Source organism: Daejeonella sp., assembly GCF_049655485.1.
Lineage (GTDB): Bacteria > Bacteroidota > Bacteroidia > Sphingobacteriales > Sphingobacteriaceae > Daejeonella.
Map to the genome: position 1 here is coordinate 1 of NZ_JBASJU010000212.1, position 12,516 is coordinate 12,516.

Annotated in this window: 11 protein-coding genes and 1 pseudogene; 5 read left to right on the forward strand and 7 right to left on the reverse strand. The window is 43.1% G+C overall.

Annotated elements, in window-relative coordinates:
- From WBJ10_RS08870 to WBJ10_RS08880, 3 genes and pseudogenes are all read left to right on the forward strand, one after another.
- Positions 1–447: pseudogene (locus WBJ10_RS08870) on the forward strand (type IIA DNA topoisomerase subunit B); the annotation flags it as partial.
- Positions 448–515: 68 nt separating this feature from the next.
- The gene (locus WBJ10_RS08875) at positions 516–1,004 is read left to right on the forward strand and encodes a cytidine deaminase (RefSeq protein WP_424289416.1); all 489 of its coding nucleotides are present in this window, start codon (positions 516–518) and stop codon (positions 1,002–1,004) included.
- A gap of 47 nt (positions 1,005–1,051) precedes the next feature.
- The gene (locus WBJ10_RS08880; RefSeq protein WP_424289418.1) at positions 1,052–2,545 is read left to right on the forward strand and encodes a choice-of-anchor L domain-containing protein; all 1,494 of its coding nucleotides are present in this window, start codon (positions 1,052–1,054) and stop codon (positions 2,543–2,545) included.
- 1 nt (position 2,546) lies between these two features.
- Here WBJ10_RS08880 and WBJ10_RS08885 read toward each other — a convergent pair whose 3' ends face one another.
- Both WBJ10_RS08885 and WBJ10_RS08890 read right to left on the reverse strand, forming a co-directional pair.
- Complete coding sequence (locus WBJ10_RS08885) at positions 2,547–3,776, reverse strand: hypothetical protein (RefSeq protein ID WP_424289420.1); 1,230 nt, start codon at positions 3,774–3,776, stop codon at positions 2,547–2,549.
- The gene (locus tag WBJ10_RS08890) at positions 3,724–4,251 is read right to left on the reverse strand and encodes an RNA polymerase sigma factor (RefSeq protein ID WP_424289422.1); all 528 of its coding nucleotides are present in this window, start codon (positions 4,249–4,251) and stop codon (positions 3,724–3,726) included. Before WBJ10_RS08890 ends, WBJ10_RS08885 begins: the two co-directional genes overlap by 53 nt.
- Positions 4,252–4,388: 137 nt before the next feature.
- Here WBJ10_RS08890 and WBJ10_RS08895 point away from each other — a divergent pair, with 137 nt between their 5' ends.
- Complete coding sequence (locus tag WBJ10_RS08895; RefSeq protein WP_424289424.1) at positions 4,389–7,274, forward strand: DNA gyrase/topoisomerase IV subunit A; 2,886 nt, start codon at positions 4,389–4,391, stop codon at positions 7,272–7,274.
- A 52-nt stretch (positions 7,275–7,326) separates the two neighbouring features.
- Here WBJ10_RS08895 and msrA read toward each other — a convergent pair whose 3' ends face one another.
- From msrA to WBJ10_RS08920, 5 genes are all read right to left on the reverse strand, one after another.
- A complete protein-coding gene (gene msrA / locus WBJ10_RS08900) occupies positions 7,327–7,854 on the reverse strand; it encodes a peptide-methionine (S)-S-oxide reductase MsrA (protein ID WP_424289426.1) in 528 nt (175 codons plus the stop codon).
- Between the two features lie 62 nt (positions 7,855–7,916).
- Positions 7,917–8,975: a hypothetical protein gene (locus tag WBJ10_RS08905; protein ID WP_424289428.1), complete on the reverse strand. Its 1,059-nt coding sequence runs from the start codon at positions 8,973–8,975 to the stop codon at positions 7,917–7,919.
- A 173-nt stretch (positions 8,976–9,148) separates the two neighbouring features.
- Positions 9,149–10,042 (reverse strand): class I SAM-dependent methyltransferase, encoded by an 894-nt coding sequence (locus tag WBJ10_RS08910; RefSeq protein ID WP_424289430.1) that lies wholly within the window; start codon positions 10,040–10,042, stop codon positions 9,149–9,151.
- 51 nt (positions 10,043–10,093) lie between these two features.
- Positions 10,094–10,846: an ABC transporter ATP-binding protein gene (locus WBJ10_RS08915; protein ID WP_424289432.1), complete on the reverse strand. Its 753-nt coding sequence runs from the start codon at positions 10,844–10,846 to the stop codon at positions 10,094–10,096.
- Complete coding sequence (locus tag WBJ10_RS08920) at positions 10,843–11,577, reverse strand: MlaE family ABC transporter permease (RefSeq protein WP_424289434.1); 735 nt, start codon at positions 11,575–11,577, stop codon at positions 10,843–10,845. The genes WBJ10_RS08915 and WBJ10_RS08920 overlap by 4 nt, the downstream gene beginning before the upstream one ends.
- A gap of 271 nt (positions 11,578–11,848) precedes the next feature.
- Here WBJ10_RS08920 and WBJ10_RS08925 point away from each other — a divergent pair.
- Positions 11,849–12,516 (forward strand): SDR family NAD(P)-dependent oxidoreductase (locus tag WBJ10_RS08925; protein WP_424289436.1); only part of this gene is annotated, 668 nt, incomplete at its 3' end.

Genomic DNA, 12,516 nt, shown 5'->3' on the forward strand with positions numbered 1-12,516 from the left:
GATGTTGACGGTATGCACATCCGCCTGCTGCTCATGACATTCTTTCTGCAGTTTTTCCCGGACCTTGTGAAAGCAGGACATGTCTCTATTCTTCAGACCCCTCTGTTCAGGGTACGTAATAAAAAAGAAACGATTTACTGCTATAGCGATGAAGAGCGGCAGCGTGCGATCCATAAACTCGGGAATAAGCCTGAGATTACGCGCTTCAAGGGGCTTGGTGAAATCTCTCCTGAAGAGTTTGGACTATTTATCGGTGAAGATATCCGCCTGGACCCGGTGATCTTATCCAAAGAACAGCCAATTAAGAATCTTCTGGAATATTATATGGGGAAAAATACCCCGGACAGACAGCAGCACATTATCAAGAACTTGCGTGTTGAGGTCGACTTTCTTGGAGAAGAATCCTCACCAGAGGTTCCTGCTAAAGAAGTTCTTTTGGAAGATTAGTAAGCGAAAGCAATATTTCTTATATTGTTAACCCTTACAGCATACCTCTGAAAGTTTAACAATTTAGCATGCCAAAAACTAGTCTTACTATATCCTACGAAGAATATTCCTCTTTCGACGAATTAAATGCTCCCGATCAGGAGCTTTGCAATGAAGCCATAAAAGCGATGGCTACATCACATTCTCCATACTCCCAATTTCGTGTTGGAGCCGCTGTAAAGCTTCAAAGCGGAAAAATAGTCTATGGCAGCAACCAGGAAAATGTAGCCTACCCCTCAGGCTTGTGTGCCGAGCGTGTCGCTTTATTTACGGTTGGTTCGGCTTTTCCGGATGATAAAATCGTCAGCATGGCGATCACAGCTCATACAGATCATTTTCAGATCACAGAACCCGTAACGTCCTGCGGGGCCTGTCTCCAGGTAATGGTAGAGTACGAGAAAAAACAATCCCGTCCAATCGACGTTTTGTTTTATTGTATAAGTGGTCCTGTAATAAAAATGAACGGAATCAAAAGTTTACTCCCTTTTGCTTTTGCGGAAACGAGACTCGGAAAATAATCGTAAATTGTATATTGAAGTTTTCAACACTTTAATTGATATAAAAAATGAATAAAGCGCTCCTCCTGATATTGGTAATACTGATCATGGGCGAATGCTCTACCGCCCAGATACGAGTGTCATCTATAAAAGTGGATGACTGGATCAAAAGAAATTTCAGTGGGCAAGGTGTAGTCATTGGTAATATCAGCTCCAAAGGTTACCCGCTTTCAACTTTATCATTTACCAGCACACCTAATGTGCTTCAGGTTCCAAAAGGATTAGTTCTTTCTACTGGCAATGCCTATAACGTTTCTGGTTATAATAATTCTCACAATCAAAGTTCGACTTTTGGCAATGCGCTCACTCCGGAAATCGACAAAGACCTCTCTCCGATGTTAAAAGAGAAGTTGTACGACATTTGCAGTATCGAATTCGATTTTGTGCCAATGGATAATAGTATCCAGTTCAACTATCAGTTCGGGTCTGATGAGTATCCTGAATATGTGGATTCACCATATAATGACATTTTCGCTTTTATTGTTTCGGATGAAATTGGATCGACAAATATAGCGCTTGTGCCGGGTACGAACGTCCCTGTGAGTATCAATACGATAAATTTCAAAGCGAATAAGGAATTTTTCATTGACAACAATCTTTATAAGCAAGTCGTCATTAAACGTCAGCAGCCAGTAAAGACGGCTTATCGCGGCACCTTGCCGGGCAGGATATTAAGGGGGATAGCTTCAATTTTCGGATCGCCTAACTATGCAGGCAGCGCCGACAGAGTTGTTATTGCCCCGGATCCGGAGCTTCTAAAAACAATGGATCAGAATCTGTACCGCAACCTGCGTTATGACGGTATTACAAAAAAGATGGTGGCTCAGATGTATGTCACGCCCTATAAAAAATACCATTTGAAAATCGTGTTGGCTGATGTATCTGATAATATTTACGATTCAGGCGTTTTTATAGAAGACCGGAGCCTTACCTCTAAAAAAGATGTTAGCCAGCCAGCTTTCCAGGACTACCCGGACCTCACTAAACTTGTCGACCCAAACCTGATATTGCAGGGAAAAAAGCTGGAAGAAATACTTCCAGATGCCTATAAAAATCAAATGCCTGCAGTAGCGTCCAGTCAGCCTGTAAATACAGCGCCAGCGCCTTCAACAGTCGTCCAAACGCCTTCAGTTATAAGAACAACTCCTGTAACCGTGCCCGTACTTGAAAACGCCGTAATTTATTTCGACTTCGATAAATATGATATAAGCAGTACCGAAATGGCGAAATTGAGAGAAGTCATGGCGAATTATCAGAAACTGCGCGAATACTATACTTTCAGAATCACTGGTCATACCGACAGCATCGGAAGCATGGCTTACAATGTAGAACTTTCAAAAAGAAGAAACCAGTCGGTTATTGAAGCCGTAAACCGCATACTCGGAATCAATAGTCTTCCTGCTCAGCACAAATCATTCACTGAACCCGCAGCTGATAACAGCACTGACAGCGGACGACAGGCGAATAGGAGGGTGGAGATTATTTTTACAAGGAAGAACTGACTCATTTTTTCTTCACCGAATAATTCACCCCAAACCCAATCCCCACCGATTTAAGATCCGTCTGCCCCTTTCCGATACCAGTGAGAGGTAGCTTTGCGTACGGTTGAATGACGAGGCTTACCTGCTTACCTATCGGTTTTTCTAAAGCTACAGCGAGGTTAACGATATTAAGAATATGCTTATTTTCATCGCGGACTGTATATCCCCTCCGACCTGTTGGATATGCGGGTGAAGGATTATAGACGAATTCATATTTTTCAGACAGCATTATATAGGAGGAAATCCCAGCCGATGCATAAAGTTTGTTGTTTGATTTGTTCCTGATGCGGAAGTTTAAATTAAGCCGGATATCAATGACCCGACAATCGGCGTCAATTTGTTTGGCATAACTCGTCCAGGTAGCAAAGGGCTTTTCAGTGACATTGTACGATGTCTTATCTGCGGAATATTGTTTTAGAGAATAATAAATCCCTGTACTAAGGCTTATAGCCGGTTTGACATTATAACTTAGGCCCAGGCCCATGCTCAGCCCCAGATCGCCTTTGCCCATATTATTAACTGTGTTGACATCAGGCGAAAGTGCCATGTTTAAAGCCCATTTGCTCGCATTTCCAGAAGATATTTTCTCATCTTCATCACTCGTTCCAGCTGCTGAAGTTTCGGAAGGAAGAGCTTGTATACCTATTACAGGGTCCTTGCCAAAATTTTCAGATATTCTGGGTTGAAGAGTTAAGAATCGCGCATCATTTAGAACATTAAAATCTGCCGCGACAGTGTTTAGAGATGCAACAATTCCAGACGAAAGTCCTTTGGAAGAACTTGTTATGTCAGAGTTCCCTTCAGGCAACACGTTTTCTTTTACCACAGGATTTGTTCTGATACTCGCTAGTTCGTCACCGCGGGATCTGAAGTCCCCTGGCGGGTTAAGTGCATCATCGTTTCGTTCGGTCTGCTTTTTATTTTCAGATGTGATTTCGGTGGTTCCAGCCTTTTGTTCCTGAGGCTTTTCAGAAGCAATTTTTTCAAGGCCAGGCCAGAGGAAAATAAAGATTAGAATAGCCGCGGCAGCTCCGGACAATGCGAAAGTCCAGGGAATTAAACGGCGCCTCGCTTTCTTCTTTAGCAGGCGTTCCATTTCTTTCCAATTTTCTTCAGAAGGGCTGAAAACCGGCGGAGTACTAAGACCCTGCCTGAAGAAATTGTCGGTATAATTCGGATCTGTGTTTTTCATTATTGTCGGTATGAATGGCTCCCGCCATTCGGTCGTTCATTTGTTTTTGAGTATCTATCATTGCTACCAACTTCTTCCTTGCTTTAAACAGGTTGGACTTTGATGTTCCGGACGATATCCCAAGCTGCTCAGCGATCTCTTCGTGGGTAAAGCCATCGATCGCAAAAAGGTTGAAAACCGTGCGATAAGCGGGCGGCAGAGCCTGTATCAGTTTGATCAGGTCATCATAGCTTAGCTTGCTTTCAATAGTCGGATTCACCCCATCTAAGTCCACTTCCGAAATATCATCCATACCAGCATGTCGCATTTCACTTCTATAATGATCTATCGCTGTATTTGTCATAACCCGGCTTAGCCAGGGGAGGAAGGGGTTGGACCTACCATCATTAATCCACTCCCTGCCCCTGCCAGCGGGGGATAAGTGGCCCCTATGCTCTATGCAATTACACGCCTGGCATCCTATGAATCCTATCATCCTATGAATCCTAATCCTTTAATCTTTTTATCCTACTAATCCTATTCCAGACAATTTCTTCCCAATCCTATTCCCCTGTGTAAAACTTCCTACTCACAATTTACAAGTATCACTTATATTTACCATCCTATAAAAATATGAGTGAAGAAATAGAAAATTCAGGTGAGGATACTACGCCTGCAGGTGAGGGAGCTGTTCATAATGTCGTCTCGCTGTCTGGATTATATGAAAACTGGTTTTTAGATTACGCATCCTATGTAATTCTGGATCGTGCCGTACCTCACATTCATGATGGTTTGAAACCTGTACAAAGGCGCATCCTTCACTCATTAAAGGAAATGGATGATGGGCGCTTCAACAAAGCGGCTAACGTAATCGGTAATACGATGAAGTACCACCCTCATGGTGATGCATCCATAGGCGACGCGATGGTACAGATCGGGCAGAAGAACCTGCTCATCGATACTCAGGGTAACTGGGGTGATCCGATAACCGGTGACTCAGCTGCCGCTCCGCGTTATATTGAAGCCCGGCTTTCCAAATTTGCTTTGGAGGTAGTCTTTAATCCAGATACCACGGAATGGGCTTCGAGCTATGACGGCCGAAACAAAGAGCCGGTAACGCTTCCTGTTAAATATCCTTTGCTGCTTGCTCAGGGTGCCGACGGGATTGCGGTTGGTTTGGCGACCAAGATTATGCCTCACAATTTTGTGGAGCTGATTGATGCTTCGATCGAAGTTCTTAAAGGAAACCGTCCCGATCTTCTTCCCGATTTTCAAATGGGGGGGATGGCCGATTTTAGTAATTACAGTGAAGGAATGCGGGGCGGGAAAGTCCGAGTTCGGGCTAAGATCGTTGAGAGAGATAAAAAGACTTTAGCGATCACCGAGATACCGTATACCACTACAACAGGCGGGCTTATCGACAGTGTTATTTCAGCAAATGACAAGGGTAAGATCAAGATCAAAAAGATTGAAGATAATACTGCGAAGAACGTAGAAATTATCATTCATCTTGCTCCGGGTATTTCGCCCGACGTGACGATTGATGCTTTGTACGCTTTTACGGATTGCGAAGTATCCATATCGCCAAACACGTGTATCATCAAGGGCGACAAGCCCTACTTTATGAGTGTGAACGATATTCTTATCGAGAGCACCCATCATACCAAAGGACTACTAAGGCAGGAACTGGAAATCAAGCTCGCGGATCTCAAAGAAAAGATATTTTTTAGCTCCCTTCTCAAGATCTTTATCCAGGAGGGCATGTATAAGAACCCTGAATATGAAAGTTCTGGCAATTTTGAAACCGTAGTTGACGTACTCGATAAATTATTTGAGCCATTCTTTCCACAGTTCTATCGCCCTATCCTGCCGGAAGATTATAAAAAACTTATAGATAAGCCGATGAGCAGTATTACCCGTTTCGATTTAAAGAAATCGGACGAGCAGCTCAAATCTTTGGAAAACGATATTAAAGAGGTTAACAAGTATCTCAGGCACCTGACCGATTATGCCATTGCCTGGTTTGAAAAGTTAAAACAAAAATATGGTCCTGGCAGGGAGCGCAAAACCGAGATCAGGCAATTCGATAAGGTGGAAGCCTCCAAAGTGGCGCTGGCAAACGTTAAACTTTACATGAACCGTGAAGATGGCTTTGTGGGAACGGGGCTACGGAAAGACGAATTTATCTGTGATTGTTCTGATCTGGATGAAATCATTGTATTCCGCGAAGATGGCAAATTTAATGTGTCCAAAGTAGCTGAAAAAACCTTTGTCGGGAAAGGCATAGTACATGCACAGGTTTTTAAAAAGAACGATGAACGTACGGTATATAATATGATTTACCGTGATGGAGAAAGCGGAACTTCTTACATTAAGCGCTTTTCTGTCCTTGGTGTTACCCGTGAGAAAGAGTACGATCTTACCAAGGGATCTAAGGGTTCAAAAGCACTTTATTTCACTGCTAATCCAAACGGGGAGGCTGAGATTGTGAATGTGCAGTTGAAACCTCATTCAAAGCTGAAGAAATTACAGTTTGATATCGATTTCGCTGAACATGTCATTAAAGGGCGGAGTTCCATGGGGAATATCGTAACCAAATATCCTGTGAAAAAGGTGGTGCTTAAGAGCAAAGGTGTGTCTACTCTTTCCGGGCGTAAGATATGGTATGATGAAATCCTCAAACGCTTAAATGTCGACTCACGCGGTAAGTATTTGGGCGAATTTGATGGAGATGACCGAATCCTTACCGTCGACCGTAACGGTATTTATGAATTAAGCAGTTTCGATTTAAGCAATCATTTCGATGATCACCTTCTTCTGATTGAAAAATATAATCCTGAGAAGGTCTTTACGGCTATTTACCTGGAAGGAAAGTCAGGAAGCCATTATCTTAAACGATTTGTCTTCGAAAACTCTTCTATTGGGAAGAAATCCAGCATTATCAGCGAGGAAGCCGGTTCTAAATTAGTACTGCTAACAGGCATTCAAAAGCCGAAAGTGAATCTGGAGTTATTAAAAGGGAAAACAAAGGTTTCCGAAAACCTGGAGCTCGACCTTGCCGAGACGATAGAAGTCAAAGGCATGAAGGCGCTGGGTAACCGACTTTCACCACACGAGGTGCGCTCTGTGGAACTTATCACACCGTCAGAACTTGAACCAGAGGAGGTGTTGATATCTCAGCCTGCTGATTCAATAACGGAGGAGGAAGAAACAGAAATGCCTGGCATTCACACGGCCACTCCAGTATCTTCTATGGCAATAGATCTTGAGGAAACGGATTTGCCTGAAATTACGCCGGTATCCGGCGAGTCGGAAGTATCTCAGGTAATATTAGAAGAAACCCCGCCTGAAGCCGCACTGGATGCCCCGGAAGAATCCCCTGTGCAGATCGAAGCTCCGGAGCCTGAGCAATCGGTTAATACAAAAGAAGAACCTAAACAGGCTAAGAAAATCGATTTTGAGATAACGAATCCTGAGGATTTGGATATTGATGATAAGGGGCAGCTGGGACTATTTTAAAGGTGAGAGGTGAAAGGTGGGTAGATTTCACCTTTCACCTTTCCTCTTTCACCTATTTCAGTTTCCCCCCAAACTCCTTCGTGAACTTCGCCAACTTCGGCTGGATAACATAAGCACAGTATCCCTGATCTGGGTTGTTATTATAGTAGTTTTGGTGATAATCCTCTGCGGAATAGAATTTGGAGATCGGGCTTATTTCAGTTACTATGGGCCGGTTGAAAACCATTTCTTTTTCCAGCCTGTCGATCATGCCCTCGGCAGCGGTTTTTTGCTCTTGAGTCTCATAAAAAACAACTGAACGATACTGCGTACCGGCGTCATTACCCTGACGGTTTAACGTGGTAGGGTCGTGAGTTTTAAAAAAGACCAGCAGCAGGTCCTCAAAACTGATCTCCTGCTCATTATATTCTATCTGAATAATTTCCGCATGACCTGTATTTCCATTGCAGATTTCCTTATAGGTTGGATTCTCTGTATGGCCCCCCATATAACCGGAGACTACCTTCGTAACTCCCCTTAAATTTTGGAAAACTGCCTCTGTACACCAGAAACAGCCACCACCGAATGTTGCTTGCTCCATTGAAAAAGTTATACGTTATACGTTTACGTTGTCTCCATTCTCACCTCTCACCTTTCACCTAACTATTGGTATTGTATGTAACTCGGCTGCGGTTTCAACTTCATTAACTCCGCTGGTGTCATTAAACGGTTTGGAGCCTTCTTAAGATCATTCTTATAGAATATCTTGAATCCGGTAAATTGCACGGGCTCATTAAAAATAAAATAACGATGGGTTCCCTGTTTTAATTCTGGTTCGCCCCATCCATCCATGTGCATGACTACCTGAACTTCAGGTCTTAACTTGATGTTTTTCGAGTTGGTAACCATTTTACCCGTAAAACGGTGGATCACAAATATTTTAGGAGGAAGGTTATTATCCCTTACCAATTTAGCCAGGTAGTCGGATACCCAGTTTATTTCTGATGCATCATATGTCCCGATTTTCCTTCCAGGCAATACACCACCTTTCATTGAAAATTCAGGGTCAATTCCCAGGTGTACATTTGGTCTTAAAAGATATTTTTCAAGTCGCGGTAATTCTTCTTTAATGGTACTCAGGGCAACCTGGATATCAAGAAACACGATCATATCCTTCTTCATCGCTGCAATTTTGAAAACAGAGTCAATTTGTTTATCCGGCATCCGGTTACGGTATTTGCCATCCTTACCAGGATCGCCTGCTGCAACCACAGCGATATAATGCAATGCCGGCTGAACTGGTGTCGAAGGATCGATTTTTTCCCATTTAGCAACCTCAGCGTATAACATGCGAAGCATTTCCTTAGGAGCATATTCTCCTAATGCACCCATTTTCTTTGAGTACAGGTTGCCATAGTAAGTCACCACCCTTTTGAACGGAAGGATAGCTCCCGGAAGTGGGTAGGGCTGATTTTTAACAGGCCACTGGCCGGTGGTATCGCCATTTGCCAGCTGCTTAAGTTTCTTGTTATATAGAGCGGTATCAATAGGCGGGTACTCACTGGAGGTAGCTTTTATTTCACTTTCAGCTTCCGCATCTTCTGTTTTAATAGAATCTTTGGACACTGCTGTTTCAGAAGCTTTTGTGCCGTTTTCTGAACATCCCGTCAGGCCTGCGCATATAGCGACGCCAATAATTAAGGTAATCTGTTTTAAATTCATCTTTCTGTTTTTCATATTTCCCGGTCACATACCGATTTCACAATTATTGTTGAGCTCCCATTTAGCACATAGGAATGCTGTTTTTTCACATTTAACGGAAAAACGACCGATAAACGAGTAAGGGGATTTATATTGGCAAATTACCTCACATTCCCCTCAATAACAAGTTAAATTTAATTTCCTTTCGATGATTTAAAGAATTTACCAAAGACACCCAATGGTAACTTGCATCCCGATGTAGCCTGCAGATAAAGCTCTCCCGACTCCAGATTTTCTACTTTAGGGAAAGAAGAACGTATCAGGTTATCAACTATCACCGATGAAAATCCGAGTGAATAGGTGTTTAAGATCAGAAAGTGCTCTTCTTCATCTAATAGGGTTACCACATCCTGCATCATCTCCTGTATATTATCTTCCAGCTTCCACTTTTCACCGTTGGGCCCGTGGCCGTAAGCAGGGGGGTCGAGGATGATGCCGTGGTATTTTTTCCCCCTTTTTACTTCTCTCTTTACAAATTTCAGCGCATCTTCCACCGTCCAGCGGATATTGTCGAGGCCCGACAAAGTTTGGTTTTCATTTGCCCAGCTGACCACTTGCTTTATGGAGTCAACGTGTGTGGTCTCTGCACCGGCAGCCCGGGCAGCAAGCGATGCACCTCCAGTATAAGCGAATAGATTAAGCACTTTAGGCTGTTTAGTTTTAAAGGCCTTTATGCACTTGATGATATAATCCCAGTTTACTGCTTGCTCAGGAAAGATGCCCAGGTGTTTAAAGGAAGTCAGTGCTAAACGAAACTGCAAAATCACATCACCATTATGGTATTTGATATGCCACCTGTCGGGTGTTTTCTGATCCTTTTTAACCCATTCGCCAGAAGTTGCAGAACGGCCTTTAAAACGAATATGATGCAGCCGGGTCCATTCCTTTTCAGGGAGGCCTTTGGCCCAGACAGCCTGGGGCTCCGGACGGATAAGCACAATATTTCCAAAGCGCTCCAATTTCTCAAAATCACCGCAGTCTATAAGCTCATAGTCCGGGAAATTTGCGGGAGTTAATAGTTGAATCATTAATTTGAATGTTAGCGGCCAGATAAGGATCTGATGGCCAGCTATTAAATATTACTTTTTCTTCTGCAATGCCCTCATGAACTTACTTGCAAAAACAAAATCATTTAGTTCCTGATTGTCCGTACCGCCGATTTCTTTATTGGACCCTTCCCACCACTTCTGGCCTTCGTGCAGAAATATGATATTTTCACCGATGCCCATTACCGAGTTCATGTCGTGCGTAACGATAATGGTTGTTGTCTTATATTCTTCAGTAAGTTCAAGGATCAGATCATCAATTACAATAGAAGTTTTTGGATCAAGCCCGGAATTGGGTTCATCCACAAACAGATATTTAGGATTCATCGCTATAGCCCGTGCAATACCGACACGCTTTTTCATCCCACCAGATAGTTCTGCCGGATACAAATCGTTTTTATCCGCAAGGTTTACACGCTCAAGACAAAAATTTACCCTTTCCAGTTTTTCTTTCCTGGGTTGCTCAGTAAACATATTCAGAGGAAACATGATATTTTCCTCAACTGTCATCGAATCAAAAAGGGCAGAACCCTGGAAAAGCATGCCTATTTCTGTGCGGATTTCAATTCTAGTCTCGAAGTTCATCCGGGTAAAATCCCTTTTATCGTAAATAACCGAACCTTCATCCGGCTCATGGAGGCCTACCATGCACTTCAATAGCGTGGTTTTACCAGATCCCGAGCCACCGATGATCAGGTTACACATCCCCTCCTTAAACTCAGCGGATATTCCCCGCAGCACATAGTTTTCCCCGAAAGTCTTATGTATATTCTTAACCTCTATCATAGCATCAACTGGGCAATAACGTAATCAGAAAAGAGGATGGCAATACAACTAATAACTACCGCTTTTGTACTCGACTGGCCTACCTCCAATGCGCCGCCGCTTGTGTAAAAACCTTGATAGGCCGATACAGAAGTGATAATAAACGCAAAAACTACCGCTTTTACCATCGATACAGTAAAGGTGAAAGGATTAAAATCCGTTGTAAGACCCGTTATGAAATCCTGAGCGGTTACAGCACCTGAAGCAGTACCAGCCAAATAACCTCCGAAAATACTCAGGCCAATTGAAATAATCACCAGCAAAGGGATAGTAACTACACTGGCAATTATCTTTGGCAGGATGAGATAGCCGGGTGAATTGATACCCATAATTTCTAATGCGTCAATCTGTTCAGTTACACGCATAGTTCCAATTTGGGATGCAACACTGGACCCCACCTTACCCGCGAGAACGATGGCAGAAATGGTTGGGCTTAATTCCAGGATTGATGAATCACGTACAATCCCGCCGATTACGGATTTAGGGATCAGATCGCTGACCAGCTGAAAAGCGGTTTGAACCGTGGTTACAGCTCCAAGGAAAACAGAGATGATCGCGATAATGCCCAAAGAGCCGACGCCAATAGCATTCATTTCATGGAAAATCTCTCTCCTGTAGATATTCCATTTTTCGGGACGACGAAAAACTGATTTTAATAATAATATATATTTACCTAAAGGGTGAAATACCATTTGAATGGATTTAATTTAAAAGATTATACAATAATAATACAAAAATATCATCCCTACAGATACAGGCGGCCGAAATTGAACTTCAGTCACAAATATCCCTAGTTTTTTAAGCAAAGAGCAAAGAACAAGGACGCGAATCGGATAGCCATTCGCAGAACGCCCAGGGCTTTATGCTTGCCACAATATTTTGCTATTAGACGAGACTGCCAATGTAAAACGAACAGTCTTTATTCTTTATTCATTGTTCTTTATTCTTTACTATTTTTAGACCATGAACGCTATTGTAACAGGTGCGACTAAAGGAATCGGCAGAGCATTAGTAATGCATCTTGCTGCTAACAATTATAACCTTGCTTTGTGTGCAAGAAATTCCGACGATGTCGAAAATCTGATTTCGGAGCTTAAAGGATTATATCCGGATCTGAAATTTCACGGTCGGACTAGTAACCTGGGGGATCGAACGGATGTCGAAGATTTTGCACGCTTTGCTCTGAGTAATTTAGGTACCGTCGATCTTTTGGTGAATAATGCCGGCCTTTTTATGCCTTCCAATCTGATGGACGAAAAACCCGATGCGCTGGAAAAACAGATGCAGGTGAATGTCCATACCCCGCATTTCCTGTCAAAATTTTTTGCGAGAGATATGATCACACGAAAGGCCGGGCATATCGTTAATATTTGTTCTATTGCAAGTGTATCATTGCTGACTACTTCTGCATCCTATAGTATTACAAAATCAGCCCTGCTGAGTTTAACCAGGCTTCTTAGGGAAGAACTCGCGACATCGGGTATACGAGTTACTGCCGTGCTTCCCGGTGCCACCCTTACCGATTCCTGGTCGGGCACCCCAATCCCTGCCGACCGTTTCGTGCTGCCCGAAGATGTCGCGAAAGCGGTACTCAATGCCATATCCATGAGTAAAGGGGCGAATGTGGATGA